This is a genomic window from Flavobacterium aquidurense, from assembly GCF_031458035.1.
Lineage (GTDB): Bacteria > Bacteroidota > Bacteroidia > Flavobacteriales > Flavobacteriaceae > Flavobacterium > Flavobacterium aquidurense_C.
The window spans coordinates 216,111-232,812 of the sequence record NZ_JAVDXR010000004.1 but is presented as its reverse complement, the minus strand read 5'-3'; the positions used below and the strand labels follow the sequence as shown (position 1 = coordinate 232,812).

At 34.2% G+C, this 16,702-nt stretch carries 18 protein-coding genes; 10 read left to right on the top strand and 8 right to left on the bottom strand.

Features of this window, described 5'->3' with window-relative positions; all coding sequences use genetic code 11:
- Positions 1-32 precede the first annotated feature (32 nt).
- From J2X17_RS08500 to trmD, 3 genes are all read right to left on the bottom strand, one after another.
- The gene (locus J2X17_RS08500) at positions 33-2,255 is read right to left on the bottom strand and encodes an NADP-dependent isocitrate dehydrogenase (protein ID WP_310296525.1); all 2,223 of its coding nucleotides are present in this window, start codon (positions 2,253-2,255) and stop codon (positions 33-35) included.
- Positions 2,256-2,539: 284 nt separating this feature from the next.
- On the bottom strand, positions 2,540-2,890 hold the full coding sequence (rplS, locus tag J2X17_RS08495; protein ID WP_026981821.1) for a 50S ribosomal protein L19: 351 nt from the start codon (positions 2,888-2,890) through the stop codon (positions 2,540-2,542).
- Between the two features lie 176 nt (positions 2,891-3,066).
- On the bottom strand, positions 3,067-3,741 hold the full coding sequence (gene trmD, locus J2X17_RS08490) for a tRNA (guanosine(37)-N1)-methyltransferase TrmD (protein ID WP_310296789.1): 675 nt from the start codon (positions 3,739-3,741) through the stop codon (positions 3,067-3,069).
- Between the two features lie 240 nt (positions 3,742-3,981).
- Here trmD and J2X17_RS08485 point away from each other — a divergent pair, with 240 nt between their 5' ends.
- The 6 genes from J2X17_RS08485 (at position 3,982) to J2X17_RS08460 (ending at position 8,400) form a co-directional block, all read left to right on the top strand.
- A complete protein-coding gene (locus tag J2X17_RS08485; RefSeq protein WP_310296522.1) occupies positions 3,982-4,332 on the top strand; it encodes a hypothetical protein in 351 nt (116 codons plus the stop codon).
- A gap of 136 nt (positions 4,333-4,468) precedes the next feature.
- Positions 4,469-5,332, top strand: coding sequence for a sugar phosphate isomerase/epimerase family protein (locus J2X17_RS08480; protein ID WP_310296520.1), 864 nt, complete (start codon positions 4,469-4,471; stop codon positions 5,330-5,332).
- Between the two features lie 45 nt (positions 5,333-5,377).
- Entirely contained in the window at positions 5,378-5,725 is a 348-nt protein-coding gene (locus J2X17_RS08475) for a cupin domain-containing protein (protein WP_310296519.1), read from the top strand.
- Between the two features lie 145 nt (positions 5,726-5,870).
- Positions 5,871-7,019, top strand: coding sequence for an MFS transporter (locus J2X17_RS08470; RefSeq protein ID WP_310296517.1), 1,149 nt, complete (start codon positions 5,871-5,873; stop codon positions 7,017-7,019).
- Between the two features lie 46 nt (positions 7,020-7,065).
- Positions 7,066-7,998, top strand: a complete 933-nt coding sequence (locus J2X17_RS08465) for a peptidylprolyl isomerase (RefSeq protein ID WP_310296515.1) — start codon at positions 7,066-7,068, stop codon at positions 7,996-7,998.
- 96 nt (positions 7,999-8,094) lie between these two features.
- The gene (locus J2X17_RS08460; RefSeq protein WP_310296514.1) at positions 8,095-8,400 is read left to right on the top strand and encodes a cytochrome c; all 306 of its coding nucleotides are present in this window, start codon (positions 8,095-8,097) and stop codon (positions 8,398-8,400) included.
- 59 nt (positions 8,401-8,459) lie between these two features.
- Here the strand turns inward: J2X17_RS08460 and J2X17_RS08455 are convergent, their stop codons facing one another.
- Positions 8,460-9,014, bottom strand: coding sequence for a thioredoxin family protein (locus J2X17_RS08455; RefSeq protein ID WP_310296512.1), 555 nt, complete (start codon positions 9,012-9,014; stop codon positions 8,460-8,462).
- Between the two features lie 122 nt (positions 9,015-9,136).
- Positions 9,137-10,030 (bottom strand): alpha/beta fold hydrolase, encoded by an 894-nt coding sequence (locus J2X17_RS08450; RefSeq protein ID WP_310296510.1) that lies wholly within the window; start codon positions 10,028-10,030, stop codon positions 9,137-9,139.
- Between the two features lie 132 nt (positions 10,031-10,162).
- Here J2X17_RS08450 and J2X17_RS08445 point away from each other — a divergent pair, with 132 nt between their 5' ends.
- Positions 10,163-10,498: a tRNA-binding protein gene (locus tag J2X17_RS08445; RefSeq protein WP_026981836.1), complete on the top strand. Its 336-nt coding sequence runs from the start codon at positions 10,163-10,165 to the stop codon at positions 10,496-10,498.
- Positions 10,499-10,647: 149 nt separating this feature from the next.
- Here the strand turns inward: J2X17_RS08445 and J2X17_RS08440 are convergent, their stop codons facing one another.
- The 3 genes from J2X17_RS08440 to J2X17_RS08430 all read right to left on the bottom strand — a co-directional run bounded on the left by J2X17_RS08440 (position 10,648) and on the right by J2X17_RS08430 (position 13,590).
- A complete protein-coding gene (locus J2X17_RS08440) occupies positions 10,648-11,196 on the bottom strand; it encodes an RBBP9/YdeN family alpha/beta hydrolase (protein ID WP_310296508.1) in 549 nt (182 codons plus the stop codon).
- A gap of 178 nt (positions 11,197-11,374) precedes the next feature.
- On the bottom strand, positions 11,375-11,743 hold the full coding sequence (locus tag J2X17_RS08435) for a PUR family DNA/RNA-binding protein (RefSeq protein WP_029268690.1): 369 nt from the start codon (positions 11,741-11,743) through the stop codon (positions 11,375-11,377).
- A 68-nt stretch (positions 11,744-11,811) separates the two neighbouring features.
- The gene (locus J2X17_RS08430) at positions 11,812-13,590 is read right to left on the bottom strand and encodes an ABC transporter ATP-binding protein (protein WP_310296506.1); all 1,779 of its coding nucleotides are present in this window, start codon (positions 13,588-13,590) and stop codon (positions 11,812-11,814) included.
- A gap of 204 nt (positions 13,591-13,794) precedes the next feature.
- Between J2X17_RS08430 and J2X17_RS08425 the strand changes: the two genes are divergently transcribed.
- The 3 genes from J2X17_RS08425 (at position 13,795) to yajC (ending at position 16,450) form a co-directional block, all read left to right on the top strand.
- Entirely contained in the window at positions 13,795-14,901 is a 1,107-nt protein-coding gene (locus J2X17_RS08425) for a Glu/Leu/Phe/Val family dehydrogenase (RefSeq protein WP_310296504.1), read from the top strand.
- 251 nt (positions 14,902-15,152) lie between these two features.
- Positions 15,153-16,064, top strand: a complete 912-nt coding sequence (nusB, locus tag J2X17_RS08420) for a transcription antitermination factor NusB (RefSeq protein ID WP_026981842.1) — start codon at positions 15,153-15,155, stop codon at positions 16,062-16,064.
- Positions 16,065-16,177: 113 nt separating this feature from the next.
- Positions 16,178-16,450, top strand: coding sequence for a preprotein translocase subunit YajC (gene yajC / locus J2X17_RS08415; RefSeq protein ID WP_026981843.1), 273 nt, complete (start codon positions 16,178-16,180; stop codon positions 16,448-16,450).
- Positions 16,451-16,702: the final 252 nt, after the last annotated feature.

Genomic DNA, 16,702 nt, shown 5'->3' with positions numbered 1-16,702 from the left:
TTGTCTTTAATATAAAAATAACAATATTTTGCTTATTTTATTTTTGCAATGATAGCATTGAATGTTTCACTAGGACGCATTGCTTTACTTACTAAAGCAGGGGTTGGCTGGTAATAACCACCAAGTGTCTGAGGTTTTCCCTGTGCTCCAATTAATTCTGCATCAATTTTAGCTTCGTTAGCTTCCAATTCTGCAGCAATAGGAGTGAAGATCGCTTTCAATTCAGCATCTTTATTTTGAGCTGCCAAAGCTTGTGCCCAATAGAATGCAAGATAGAAATGAGATCCTCTGTTGTCGATCTGACCTACTTTACGAGCAGGAGATTTATCGTTTGCAAGGAATTTATCGTTAGCCTCATCTAAAGTTTCAGCTAAAATAATTGCTTTAGAATTGTCTAAAGTTTGTCCTAAGTGCTCTAATGAAGCACCAAGTGCTAAAAATTCTCCTAACGAATCCCAACGTAAATAGCCTTCTTCTGTAAATTGCTCTACGTGTTTAGGAGCAGAACCCCCAGCACCAGTTTCGAACAATCCACCACCATTCATTAACGGAACGATAGAAAGCATTTTAGCAGAAGTTCCTAATTCTAAAATTGGGAATAAATCTGTTAAGTAATCACGTAAAACGTTTCCGGTTACAGAAATAGTGTCTAAACCTTTGATGATTCTGTCTAAAGTAAATTCAGTTGCAGCAATCGGATTTAAGATTCTGATATCTAAGTTTACGGTATTGTAATCTTTTAAATATTTTTGAACTTTTAGAATCAATTCTCTGTCGTGCGCTCTGTTTTCATCTAACCAGAAAACAGCAGGAGTATCAGATAAACGAGCTCTGTTTACAGCCAATTTAACCCAGTCCTGAATAGGAGCGTCTTTTGCCTGACACATTCTGAAAATATCATTTGTTTCAACGTTTTGCTCCATTAAAACATTTCCGTTTGTATCAACAACACGAACAACTCCGTCCCCTTTCATTTGGAAAGTTTTGTCGTGAGATCCGTATTCTTCTGCTTTTTGAGCCATTAAACCTACGTTAGGAACACTTCCCATTGTTTTAGGATCAAAAGCACCGTGTTTTTTACAGAAATCAATAGTTGCAGTATAAAGTCCGGCGTAAGAACGGTCCGGAATAACAGCGATTGTATCTTGTTGTTTTCCTTCTTTGTTGTACATCTGTCCGGAAGTACGGATCATTGCAGGCATAGAAGCATCTACAATTACATCAGAAGGAACGTGTAAGTTTGTAATTCCTTTATCAGAATTAACCATTGCCAAAGCAGGTCCGTTTTCGATAGCTTTGGTAATGTCAGCTTCAACTTCAGCTTGTTCAGGTCTTCCGGCAATTTTTGCATAGATATCACCTAAACCATTTCTGGTGTCAATGTTTAATTCATTGAATAAAGCTTCGTATTTTTTGAAAAGATCAGCAAAATATACTTCAACGATAGCGCCAAAGATAATTGGATCTGAAACTTTCATCATTGTAGCTTTTAAATGCACAGAAAGTAATACACCTTCTTTTTTAGCTTCAGCAATCGCTTCAGCAACAAATTTTTTCAATGCATTTACGCTTAAAACAGCGCTGTCAATAATTTCACCAGCTTTAAGAGGAGTACTTGCTTTTAAAACGGTAGTTGTTCCGTCTTTTGCTACGAATTCAATTTTTACATCGTTAGGCTCAGCAACAGTTAGTGATTTTTCACTTCCGTAGAAATCACCGCTTGGCATTGAAGCTACTTTAGTTTTAGAATCAGCAGACCATGCACCCATCGAGTGTGGATTAGCTTTTGCAAAGTTCTTAACTGCTCTTGGGGCTCTACGGTCAGAATTACCTTCACGTAAAACCGGGTTTACAGCAGAACCTAAAACTTTAGCATATTTTGCTTTAATTTCCTTTTCAGCATCATTTTGAGGCTCTTCAGGGAAATTAGGAATGTTGTAACCATGTGACTGCAACTCAGCGATAGCTGCCTTCAATTGTGGTACAGATGCAGAAACGTTTGGTAATTTGATAATATTAGCTTCAGGTTGTGTCGCTAATTTACCCAGTTCAGCTAAAGCATCTCCAGTTTTTTGAGCATCTGTTAAGACCTCAGGAAAATTTGATAAAATTCTACCTGCTAACGAAATGTCTCTGGTTTCAATAGCAATCCCAGCCGTAGCAGTAAATGCCTGAACAATTGGTAATAAAGAATAAGTCGCTAATAACGGCGCCTCATCAGTTAAGGTGTAAAAAATCTTTGAATTCTGTGTCATTTTTTTTTTTTTTTTTTTATAATCGGTATCGTCAAAGAATAACGATGAAAAGGTATAGTCGGCTCAAAATGAGCGGAGCAAATATAATAAAAACAGTCCGAAAACGGTGTAGTTTTCCAGAGAAATACAGGAATTATCAGATTGTTATTTCGAAGTCCTTAAATTGTCAAATCGATGATTTTGATATTAAAAAATTGCAGTTTTGTTATTTTGAAAATTAGGCACAAAAAAAAACTCGTTTCAAATGATATGAAACGAGTTTTTTATAACAAAGAGATAAATGATTATCTTCTTTTATCTTTAATCTTAGCTTTTTTACCAGTAAGTTCTCTGAAGTAGAAAATTCTAGCTCTACGTACAGCACCTTTCTTGTTGATTTCAATTTTTTGTAAAGCTGGCAAGTTTACCGGGAAGATACGCTCAACTCCAATAGCTCCTGACATTTTACGAATAGTAAAAGTTTCTGTGTTACCAGAACCTCTTCTTTGAATAACAACTCCTTTAAAAAACTGAGTTCTTGTTTTTTCACCCTCTTTAATTTCGTAGAAAACTGTGATAGTATCTCCAGCTCCAAAAACAGGGAAATCTTTTTTAGCAACTAATTCGTTTTGAACGAATTTCATTAAATCTGCCATGATATCTTATAATTATGGTTTATTTATAGGGCAACATTCACGGATCTCGCCAGAGGTTAGCCTAATTCGGGTGCAAATGTAATTAAAAAAAAGTAAATTCCAATAAAAATAAATCCCAAATTCCAATTTCTTAACTAGTTGATTAATTGGGATTTGGGATTTTATAAATTTGGAATTTATTCTAACAAATCCGGTCTTCTGTTTTTTGTGTGCTCATACGCCATATCCTCGCGCCATTTATCGATTTTGGCAAAATGTCCGCTGGTTAAAACTTCGGGAACTTTCCATCCTTTGTAATCTGCGGGTCTTGTATATATTGGTCCTGAAAGTAAATTGTCCTGAAAACTATCTGTCAATGCCGAAGTTTCATCACTTAAAACACCAGGAATTAATCGGATTAAGGCATCAGATAAAACCAAAGCGCCTAATTCTCCACCAGATAAAACATAATCGCCAATCGAAATTTCTTTGGTAATAAAGTGATCACGAACTCGCTGATCTACTCCTTTATAATGTCCGCATAAAATGATGATGTTTTCATACATCGACATGGTATTGGCCATTTTCTGATTCAGCGTTTCTCCATCTGGCGACATATATATGATTTCATCGTATTCGCGCTGGCTTTTCAAATGCGTAATACAGTCATCAATTGGCTGTACGGTCATTACCATTCCCGCGCCTCCTCCAAAAGGATAATCGTCTACGCTTTTTTGTTTGTTTGTAGTATAATCACGCAAATTATGAAAATGTACTTCAACCAAACCTTTGTCGATGGCACGTTTCATAATCGAAGCCTCAAACGGACTCTTTAATAATTCAGGTAAAATTGTAATGATATCAATTCGCATTTTTTTCTTCAAAAAGTTTAGAGGCGCAAAGATACAAAGTAAATAATTGAGATGTTTAAAAAACAAAAGTCAATTACAACTTCTTTAATTAATTGAATGACAGGTGTTTTTTGATTTCAGAGATAATAATTATATAACATAGGATTGTTTTTATGTAAGTTTTGGATGCTTAATTTTAGGTAGCATTGCAGTACCTAATTTTATTATCGAATAATACCAAAAACATCTAACTAAATTTCCATGAAAAAAATAATCCTGATAGCCGCTATACTAATTTTATCTGCCTGTTCGAGTTCTAAAAATACTGGAGATAAATGGGTAGGAATGTCTAAACAAAGCCTGGTTAAAAGTTGGGGAACTCCGGTGAGAATATTTGATAATAATGCCGATGGTGAAATACTGGTTTATGCAGATCAAATTTTTGATAATTCGCATAGAGGAATGGCAGGTTCAAATTATTGGAATTACACATATATGTACATCGATAAAAATGGTAAAGTGTCTTCATACAGACATGAAAAACAAAATTTTCCTCCTCAGGCAATTGATTCTAACAAATTGATTGATTTGAAATTAGTTACCGCGATCTGATTAAAAAATTAACGACGGATAAACTTTGTCGGTCAGAATTTAAATTAAAGCTTTTGAAAATCAATTTTTAGAAACTCTACAGTAGGGTTTCAATAAAAACGCTAGCTTTACTTCACAATTTTTTCAAAACACAAAGATGATTTCCAGACGAAATTTTATAATCAACAGTGGTTTAGCTACAGCAGGAGTTTTAGCTATGCCTTCATTAGCTTTTACTATGGATAGGAAAGAAATAGGTTTACAATTGTACACATTACGCGATGAACTTCCAAAAGACGTAAAAGCAACTTTAGAGAAAGTGGCGGCGGCAGGTTTTACCGCTGTCGAAACTTACGGTTTTTCTATAAAAGACCAATTTAGGGGATTGTCTCCATTGGAACTTAAAAAGATACTTGATGCGAATAATTTAAAAGCTATTAGCGGACATTATAATTTAGGAAGTTTTTTATACGATGGTAATGCAACTGAACTTATTGAAGCAATTGACGCGGCTAAAATTTTAAAAAGTGAATTTCTTACAATTCCCTGGGTTGATGAACCTTTTAGAACCGATTTTAAAAAGATTGCCACTCGTTTAAATGAGGCTGCAAAAATGTGTAAGGATGCTGGTTTAAAACTGGCGTATCACAATCACGATTTTGAGTTTCAAAAAAATAACGGAATTACCGGTTATGAAATTCTCTTAAAAGAGACAGATAAAAACTTAGTTTATTTTGAGATGGATTTATACTGGGTAGTGCGTTCAGGAAATGATCCGATTAGATTAATGAAAGAAAACCCCGGTCGTTTTAAAATGTGGCATGTAAAAGATATGGATAAAGCTAATCAGGCCTTAAATACCGAAATTGGCTCAGGATCTATTGATTTTAAAACTATTTTTAAGGAGGCAAAGTTGTCTGGAATGAAATACTTTTTTGTAGAACAGGAGAATAATTATATTCCGAATTCTTTTGAATCAATTAAAACAAGTTGCAATTTTATTTCGAAGGAATTGATTTAGAAAAAAAATGAAATACTATTTTTGTAGAAACTAAATTAATAACAGATGCAAAGTTTCGGAACAAGCAAAGAGTTTATAAAAGGAGATGATATCGAGTGGGAAGTAGTGGGTGAAGGAATTAAACGTAAAATCCTGGCCTACGATGATCGCGTTATGTTGGTTAATGTTCATTTTGAAAAAGGCGGAATTGGTACTTTGCACGAACATTACCATATTCAGGTAACTTATGTGGCGAGCGGAAAATTTGATGTTACGATTTCCGGAGTTACACAAACATTAAAAGAAGGTGATAGTTTCTATATTCCGCCTCACGCAATTCATGGAGTTGTTTGTTTGGAAGAAGGAATGTTGACCGATGTTTTCAGTCCGATTCGTGAAGATTTTATGAAATAATAAAGGCTTAAAAATCAATATGATTTCTAAAATACCAATCTGATTTGGTCTGAACTTTGAAAAATTTATTCTTTTTTTAAAGTTTTGGTTACAATTAGATTGGTATTTTTGCATTATGAATTTATCCAAAACGAATGTGTTATTTATGGCAGCTTGCACTGGACTTATAGTTGCAAATCTGTACTACTGCCAACCTTTAATTGTTTTAATTGCCAACGAATTTAAAATTCCCGAAGCTAACGCAGGAACCATAACCTATCTAACTCAGGCAGGTTATGCGATTGGTTTGTTTTTTATGGTTCCGCTTGGTGATAAAATTGAACGTAAGAAACAAATTTTAATGACAACTTTTGCCTCTGTAATTGCTTTGATTATTGCGGCAACGGCAAAAAGCTTCTTCATTTTACAAATCGCTTCTTTGTTAATCGGAATTACTTCGATTGTACCACAGCTTATTTTGCCTTTGGCAGCTTCATTAAGTTCGCCTGAACAGCGTGGAAAAGTAATTGGAACCATCATGAGCGGTTTACTTGTCGGGATTTTACTTTCTCGCACATTAAGCGGTTTTATCGGTCAGGTTTTAGGATGGAGATCGATGTTTTATATCGCTGCTGGAATTTGTCTTTTGATCTTTTTTGTAATTCAGAATAAATTCCCAGTCAATAAACCACAATTTCAGGGAACTTACGGGCAGTTAATTCAATCCCTTTTTACCCTTATAAAAACGCAGCCTGTTTTGCGTGAAGCAACATTAATTAATGTATTCAGTTTTGCACAATTTGGAGCCTTCTGGACCATAATGGTTTTATTGCTTTCTGGAGAACCTTTTCATTTTAATAGTGCTACAATTGGTTTGTTCGGAATTGTTGGTGCTTCCGGAGCTTTGGCAGCGCCATTGGTCGGTAAATTAGGAGATAAGGGAAGTTCAAGAGTGGCAGTAGGTTACGGCTGTTTGTTGATATTGATTAGTTTTATAATTTTCTACTTTTCAATAGAAAGCGTCATCGGAATTGCAATCGGAATTGTATTTATTGATATCGGAATTCAGGGCGTTCACATTTCAAATCAAACACGAGTTTATTCTTTACTTCCGGAAGCAAGAAACAGATTAAATACTGTATTTATGTCGTTTAGCTTTTTAGGGACAGCCGCCGGATCTGCATACGGATTGATGTTATGGAAATTAGGAGGATGGCATGCTGTAGCTATCGGATGCGTTGGTCTTTCTGTATTGGCATTAACCGTGTATGGTCTTACATATAAATCATCCCGAAGGGTCGGGACTAAAAAATAGATAAAAAATAATTTGTAAATTTGCATTCAAAATTAAAAATAACAACATGGAAAACGGAATATACGCTAAATTCAACACAAGCAAAGGTTCGATTTTAGTAAAACTTACACACGATTTAACACCAGGAACTGTAGGGAATTTTGTAGCTCTTGCAGAAGGAAACATGGAAAATAAAGTAAAACCTCAAGGACAAAAGTTCTATGACGGATTAACATTCCACAGAGTAATTCCTGATTTTATGATTCAGGGAGGATGCCCAAAAGGAACTGGAACTGGAGATCCTGGTTATAAATTTGATGATGAATTTCACCCAAGTTTAAAACACGATCGTCCGGGAGTTTTAGCAATGGCTAACTCAGGACCGGCAAGTAATGGTTCTCAATTTTATATCACTCACGTTCCAACTTCTTGGTTAGACGGAAAACACACTGTTTTTGGTCATGTTATCGAAGGGCAGGATGTTGTTGATGCTGTTGCTCAAGGAGATAATCTTGATGCTGTAGAAATCATTCGAGTTGGTGAAGAAGCTGAAAAATGGAATGCTATTGAAGCTTTTATTGGTTTAAAAGGTGCTCGTCTTAAAAGAGATGCAGCTTTAAAAGCAGAATCAGAAGCAAAAATGGAACAATTAGCTGCAGGTTTTGATAAAACTGATAGTGGTTTACGTTATAAAATGATTCAAAAAGGAGACGGTAAAAGAGCAGAAGCAGGAAAAACAGTTGCTGTTCATTACGAAGGATCTTTAGAAAACGGAAAAGTTTTTGATTCATCTTACCCACGTAAAAAACCAATTGAATTTAGATTAGGTCAGGGTCAGGTTATTGAAGGATGGGACGAAGGTATTGCTTTATTACAAGTAGGTGACAAAGCTCGTTTCGTAATTCCATCTGACTTAGCTTACGGTGCTTCAGGTGCAGGAGGGGTTATTCCTCCAAACGCAACCTTGATTTTCGATGTAGAATTAATGGAAGTAAAATAAAGAAGTTAAGATACAATTTAGTATTGTTTTAAATAATAATCCCATTCGCCAGCCGAATGGGATTTTTTTTATATTTACTAGAAAAAAACCAAAACAATGAAAGCTAAAATCTTAACACTAGCCGCAATAACGTTACTTGCCGTTTCATGTGGTACCAAAAAAACGGCTCCTGCAGCTCCAGCTGTAACAGCAACTGCTCCGGCACCAGCAGCATTAACCCCTGAATTGGCAGCAGGTAAAAGCATGTATGAAAATAACTGCGCAAAATGTCACAAATTATTTGAACCAAAGAAATTTACTCAGGAAGAGTGGGCACCGATTTTAGTGAAGATGCAGAAAAAAGCACATTTAGATGATACTCAAATGGCTTCAATCACAAATTATATCCATTCTCAATTATAAGAGAGTCAATAAAAAAATATAATTAAACTATTCAGTAAAATTTTTATTGAATAGTTTTTTTATTTCCATTTAATGCTGCAGCCAATACTTGGTTTCTGAATTTCATTTAAACTTCTGTTGTAGATAAGTCCATCTATAGCGCTTCTCAAGTCGCTTCCGCTTAAAGGAATTCCGTTATTAGGTCTTGAATCATCCAATTGTCCGTGATAAAATAAACGATCCTGATTGTCATAAAGAAAGAAATCAGGTGTGCACGCCGCTTCATATGCTTTTGCGACTTCCTGACTTTCATCAAATAAATACGGGAAATCTATTTTATTTTGAAAAGCAAATTCGGTCATCATTTCTGGTGAATCCTGTGGATATTTTTCAACATCATTACTCGAAATAGCCACTACACCAATTCCCTGCACACGATAATCATTGGCAATCATAATAATTTCTCGCAAAACGTGAAGTACGAAAGGGCAGTGATTGCACATAAAAATAACAAGCGTTCCTTTTGATCCTTTTACATCTTCAAACGAAAAATCATTACTAGAATTAGTATCTTTTAATTTGAAGTCCGGAGCAATTGTTCCAAGCGGAATGATATTTGAAGAAGTTCGTGCCATTTTTTAAAAATTTGTTATTCAAAAATAGCTTTAAAATTCTGTAAATAATATGAACCGCCATAAAAAAACACCCAAAAATTTTTTGGATGTTTATAGTTGTAATTTACGAAATTTTGAGCTTTTTATGAATTCAAAAAATCCAGTAAATCTTTATTTAATTTGTCTTTTTCTGTGTAAAACAAACCGTGTGGAGCACCTTCATAAATGATAAAAGTATTGTTAGCTATAGCTTCTGCGGTCTTTTTTGAACTCACTTCTATGGGCACATTTTTGTCATCATCTCCATGAATAATCAGGGTAGGAACTTTTATGGTTTGCAGTTCATCTCTAAAATCGGTATTCGATAGAGATTCGGCGCATTTAAGCGTTGCTCTTGGTGAAGCAGCTGAGCATAGTTTCGTGAAATGTTCAAGTAATGGCGTACTTAAAGGTTTGTTAATTATAGTAATGCCAAAAAATATTTTACCAAAATTTTCAAGAAAACCTATTCTGTCCTCTCTAATAGCAGCTGCTGTAGCTTCTCCTTTTTCTTTTGGACGCCCTTCCGGATTGTCATCCGTTTTTGCTAAAAATGGAATTATGGATGAAATTAAAGCGGCTTTTGTAACACCTTTTCCACCATGACGGCTGAAATAACGAACTACCTCTCCGCCTCCCATAGAAAACCCTACAAGTGTTGCATTTTCTAATTGGAGCTGTTCAATAATTTCGCTCAAATCATCACTTAATGTATCGTAGTCATAACCATCCCAAGGCTGCGATGATTTTCCGAAACCACGGCGGTCGTATGCAATAACTCGATAATTATTTTGAACCAGGAACTCAATTTGATATTCCCACATTTCATTTGAGAGCGGCCAGCCGTGAATTAAAATTACAGGCTTTCCTTTTCCGTAATCTTTTACGTAAAGCTGAACGTTTTTGGCTGTTCTTATATATTTATCAGTGTTTTGCTCGTGAATATCAAAATCAAAATCCTTTATAGAGTGGTCGCTATTAAGTATCGTATTTTCCATTGCTGTTTTTTTAAGGGTTAGCTTACAATTTGTTACTCGTAAATTTAGCATTGGAGTAAAAAAAAGGGTTACAGAATTAACGATATTAATTACAGAATTAATAGGTTTGTAAATCAACTATATTAAAAGAAAATGGATTTAACCTGGAGTGAATTTGAAAGAACTGAAATGCGAGTAGGAACCATAATCGATGTTAATGATTTTCCGGAAGCCAGAAAACCAGCGTATCAGTTAACAATCGATTTTGGTACTGAGATTGGTATCCGAAAATCATCAGCACAAATCACAGTGCATTATAAAAAAGAAGATTTAGTAAATCGACAAATTATAGCAGTCGTTAATTTTCCTAAAAAACAAATTGGAAAATTCATGAGCGAATGCCTGGTTTTGGGTGCGATAGGCAAGGAGGGAGATGTGATTTTATTGGCTCCCGATTTTAAAATTGAGAATGGTTTGAGAATAGGATAGTCTTTGTTATAAACAACGAGATAAATTTTACCGCAAAGTCCGCAAAGTTTTTTGCAAGGAGTATTTTTGCAAAACGTAAAGTTCGCAAAGCTTTGCATTATTGTGCTTTGCGAACTTTGCGTAAAATCTTTGCGGACTTTGCGGTTAAATTATAAATCTATTTTTTCAATTAATTGCTGTAAAATCAATTGTCCTTCTTCCCAGTATTTTAAGTCAGAATCAGAGTTGATATGACCTTTTTGACCAATGTTTACAAAATCGCTTCCCCATTTTTCAGCCAGATATTGTTTTCTTTCGAAAGAAGCATAAGGATCATTTTCGCTTGCCACCACAATCGATGGAAAAGGTAATTTAGAAGTTGGAATTGGAGAAAAATTACGCGTACATTCGGGTGTATGTTGAGGTGAATCAACATCGGCGGGAGCCACTAATAAAGCGCCGACAATGTTTTTGTTATTATTTGATTCTGCCCAATGCATTACTAATGAAACGGCTAAACTGTGTGCCACCAAAATTGTCGGACTATTAAGTTTTGCCACTTCTTCATTTAATCTTTCAAGCCATTCTTCGCGAACAGGTTCGTCCCAGTTGTCCTGAATCAAACGAATTGAATTTTTGAATTTTTTATACCAAAAGGTTTGCCAGTGTTTGTCGCCGGAATTTCCTAGCCCGGGTAATATTAAAAGTTGTGTTTCCATTGCCGTGGATTTATGTTTAATTATATTTTGTTCCTGTATTGGATTTTAGACTGTTAGATTTTTGGAAGATTCGAAAAATCTAACAGTCTAAAAATCCAAAAATCCAAAAATAAATATATAAAAAAAGTCCAAAATGCAGGACAAATTGGACTCGTACTTTTTAAAAAGTTATTTGGGACTAAATATCATCAAAATCAATATCAGTAAAGCTAGATCTTTGACCTTCAGGTTTATCAGAACCGTATTCTTTTTTAAAATCTTTTTGGTGTCTTTCAGAGATTACTTCTTCGCCTTTGTGGTTCAAGACGTATGAAGTCATTTCTTCTAGTATTTCGGCAAAAGCACTAAAATCTTCTTTGTACAAATAAATTTTGTGTTTTTTAAAATGAAATGAACCATCTTCTTCTGTAAATTTCTTGCTTTCGGTAATAGTGATATAATAATCGTCAGCTTTTGTAGCTCTCACATCAAAGAAATAAGTTCTTCTTCCTGCTCGTAATACTTTAGAAAAAATCTCTTCTTTTTCTAACATGTCATTTTCTCTCATAATACGTTCTATCATTTTTGGAATTAATAGTACTCAAAAATCATAAAAAATTATCTATTACACAACAATTAAAGTAATTCTTTTTCCGAAAGTTGTTTTAAATATAAAGATGCATAATAACCTTCCTGATTTATTAATTGATTATGAGAGCCTTGTTGAATTATTCTGCCATCTTCCAAAATGATAATTTTATCAGCATTCTTTGCAGACGAAACTCTATGGCTTACAATAATTGTGGTTTTGTCTTTGCAGATTTCGAACAAATTATTCAAAATAGTTTCTTCAGTTTCAGTATCAACTGCAGACAGGCAATCATCAAAAAGTAAAATCGCCGGATTTTTAATAATCGCTCTCGCAATAGATACACGCTGCTTTTGTCCGCCCGAAAGCGTAATGCCGCGCTCTCCTAAAATGGTATCATACTGTTTATTGAAGGCAATAATATTATCGTGAACAACAGCATTCTTTGCAGCTTCGATTACTTCTTCATCGGTTGCATTTTGATTACCAAATTTGATGTTGTTTTTAATAGTATCCGAAAATAAAAAAGCATCCTGAGGTACAATTCCAATATTATTTCGAAGATCATTTAAATTCAAAGTACTGATTTCATTTTGATCAATCGTAATTCTTCCGTCGGTAACATCGTACAAACGAGAAATCAAAGATAAAATAGTCGATTTTCCAGAACCGGTTTTTCCTAAAATAGCTAAGGTTTCTCCTTTTTTTACTGTGAAAGTCACATTTTTCAACGCCTCAATATTCGTATCTTCATAAGTATAACTCACATTTTCGAAAGCAATTGAGCCTTGAATATCTGACGGATTTTCGTTATTGTTTTTGATTTCCGGTTCAATTTTCAAAAATTCATTCAAACGTTTTTGAGAAGCCTCGGCCTCCTGAACCATTGATGAAACCCATCCTAATGAAGCAACGGGCCAGGTTAGCATATTTACGTATAAAATGAATTCGGCAATCGTACCAATATTCTGAATCGTTCCGTTAATGTACATGACGCCTCCAAAATAAATCACCACTAAATTACTAATTCCAATTAACGCAATCATTAAAGGACCGAACAACGATTGTACTTTGGCTAAATCCAGACTTTTCTTTTTGCTTTCATCAGCAAGAGCCACCATATTATTTTGATGCTGATTTTCTAATGAATATGCCTTTATAACCCGGATTCCGGAAAATATTTCCTGGGTAAAACTGGAAACTTTTGATAGATATTGCTGAAAAGTAGTGCTTCGTTTATTGATTTCTGAACTCAGTTTAAAAATGCAGAAAGACAAAATTGGCAAAGGCAAAATAGTATAAAGTGTCAACAAAGGCGAAACATTATACATATATATGATTACAATTGCAAAACGAATGAAAGTGTTAATCGTATACATAACGGCTGGGCCAACATACATACGAACTTTTGAAACGTCTTCGCTAATGCGGTTCATTAAATCTCCGGTGCGGTTTTGCTTGTAGAAATTCTGAGAAAGAATTTCATATTGCTTGAAGACCTCATTTTTCAAGTCAAATTCAATATGGCGCGACATTACAATTAAAGTCTGGCGCATCAAGAAGGTTAAAAAACCCGCTACAATTGTAGTAGCTATGATTAGCAGTACGTTATGAATTAAATCCTGACGGTACGAATCGATTATAACCTGAGAAGCTTGTTGTGTTTCAGGCAGTTTATCAAACCTTTCAATGGCGTTTAATGACTTGCTGATAAGCTTCGGTGTAAACAGTGAAAAAATTTGTGCGATTATGGTGATTAAAATTCCGAGCGTGAAACTATATTTATATTTGATGAAATATTTGTTTAAATAGCTTAATTCTTTCATTTTTTTAAGAGATTCAATGTTGAAATGTTTTGGAATTGCAAATTATATTCAATAAAAAGTAATTAAATATATTAATTTCTCAAAGCAAATCAATTGTAAAATTGTTATTTTAAAGATAAAAAAATAGCACATGTGTATTTTTTATTTAAGTTTGAGATGTCTTTTTGACAAATTCGTAATTATAACTAATAAATAACTAGCGCTATGGATGCAACTTTCGCAACTGGAAAGGAACTTCAAAAAATGGATCCTGTTTTTGGTCAATTATCTTTTGACGATCACGAACAAATTGTATTTTGCAATGACAAAGATACAGGTTTAAAAGCAATTATTGGTATTCATAATTCAGTTATGGGGCCAGCTTTAGGAGGTACCAGAATGTGGAATTACAATACTGAATGGGAAGCTCTGAACGATGTTTTACGTCTTTCAAGAGGGATGACATATAAATCTGCTATTACCGGTCTTAATATTGGTGGTGGTAAAGCAGTAATTATTGGTGATGCTAAAACGCAAAAAACACCAGAATTGATGCGTAAGTTTGGTGAATTTGTACACTCTTTAAGCGGAAGATATATTACTGCTGAAGATGTTGGAATGGAAACTAAAGACATGGATACGGTAAGAGATGTAACGCCTTATGTTACAGGGATCTCTGAAGAAAGAGGTGGTTCTGGAAATCCTTCTCCTATTACAGCTTACGGTGTTTATTTAGGAATGAAAGCGGCTGCAAAAAGCCAGTTTGGTTCTGATGTTTTAGACGGTAAAAAAGTTTTGGTTCAGGGAATCGGTCACGTAGGTGAAGCTTTGGTAGAATATTTGACTAAAGAAGGAGCTATCGTTACTATCGCTGATATCAACGAAGAAAAATTATACGAAGTAGCGCAAAAATTCAACGCTACAATTTATACTGGTGAAGATTTATATACTGCAGATGTCGATATTTACGCGCCTTGTGCAATGGGAGCGACTATCAATGACAATACAGTAAACAAAATTAAAGCTAAAGTTATTGCTGGTGCTGCCAACAATCAGTTAGCTGATGAGAATGTTCACGGAGCAAGATTAAAAGAAAGAGGTATTTTATATGCGCCTGATTTCTTGATCAATGCTGGTGGAATTATCAATGTTTATGCTGAATTAGCAAATTATGGAAAAGCTGAAATCATGAGCAAAACAGAAAACATCTATAATACTACTTTAGAAATTATCGATTATGCCGTGAAAAACGGAATTACAACGCATAAAGCAGCGCTTACAATTGCTCAAAATCGTATCGATTTGAGAAAAATTGAAAACGCTAAAAAATAATTAGTCTTCAGTGTTCACTTTTTTTAGTGTTCAGTCTTAAATTAAAGTCTCAGTCTACAAGTTAAATTGTAATCTGAGATTTTTTTATGGTATACTAAAACTGATTACTTAAAAACTGACCACTGAATACTAAAAATAACGACTTTTTCACGAATTAATTTTATTATAAGCTGTGAAATTCTTATTTTTGCAGACTAATTTTTAAATGTTCTTACAAGGTGGTAAATAGAAGACACATACGCGTTAAAGTAATGCAATCCATTTATGCAATGCATCAAAGCGGTTCTGATAATATGGAAAAAGAAGAAAAGTTTCTTTTTTATAGCATTGATAATATTCAGGACTTATATCTTATAATGCTTTCTTCATTGATTGAAATTTGCAAAAAAGAATCTGTTTTTTTACATCTTTCAAGCAAAAAACATCTTGCAACTGCTGCAGAACGTAACCCGAACGAAAAATTTATCAAAAACAAAATTTTTCAACTCCTTGCCGAAAGCAATTCCCTTAGCATCGCTTTAGAAAATCGTAAAATCAATAACTGGTCGTTGAATGATGATTATATTTTGTTGCTTTTAAATGATATCAAAGCAAGTGAAGTGTATGCAAAATACATGTCAAACTCAACAAATACTTTTGAGGAAGACAGACAATTTATAATTGATTTGTTTGCTGATGTAATTGTTCCGAATGAAAAATTATATGAGTATTTAGAAGATGATAAGTTAACTTGGGTTGACGATATTCCGGTTGTAAATACACATATTGTCAAACAATTAAAAGCAATCAAAACAGAAGACCCGGACGATTTTAGAGTGCCAAAATTGTATAAAGATGTTGAGGATAAAGATTTTGCTAAAGATTTGTTCAGAAGAACAGTTTTAAACGAATCGATCTTAGCGAAAGAATACGATGATAAAACACCAAACTGGGACAGTGAAAGAATTGCCGAAATTGATACTATTATCTTAAAAATGGCAATTTGCGAATTTTTGAAATTCCCTTCAATTCCAGTTAAAGTAACACTTAACGAATATTTAGAAATTGCGAAAGAATATTCTACTCCAAAAAGTAGTATTTTTATCAACGGAATTTTAGATAACCTTGTAAAAGAGTTAACTGCTAATAAGAAGATGGTAAAAGTGGGTAGAGGTTTGATGTAATTGGAAATAAACTTTCAATTTTTTAAAATTCAAATTCCAATTGAAGTTGTCACTCTGAGCGTAGTCGAAGAGCTTAAATAAAATATTAATAACAAAAATAAAACCTGAATACTATGCAAGATTTAATGAAATTTGCTCCTTATTTACTAATGTTTGTAGTGTTGTATTTCTTCATGATTAGACCACAACAAAAAAGAGCAAAAAACGAAAAAGAATTTGAAAGCGGCCTAAAAGTAGGTGATAAAATAATTACAAAAAGTGGTTTCCACGGTAAAATCGTTGAGCTTGCTGAAACAAGCGCCATTATCGAAACGATGTCTGGAAAATTAAAAATTGAGCGTTCAGCTATTTCTATGGAAATGAGCGCTGCTTTGAAAAAAGCTTAACGCTTTTTAAATTCCAATAAAATTTAAATCCCAAATTCCAGTTATGGAGTTTGGGATTTTTTTTGGTTTGTGATTAAGCATAGTGTGTGTCTTTGCGAGGTACGAAGCAATCTCATGATGCATTGCCGCAAAGTATGTCATTCCGAGGAACGAGGAATCCCCGCAAGTAGCTCGACAAAGATTGGTGATTTTGATTGTAGAGTTTCTCATGGGGATTCCTCGTTCCTCGGAATGACATACTTTGGGGTTACG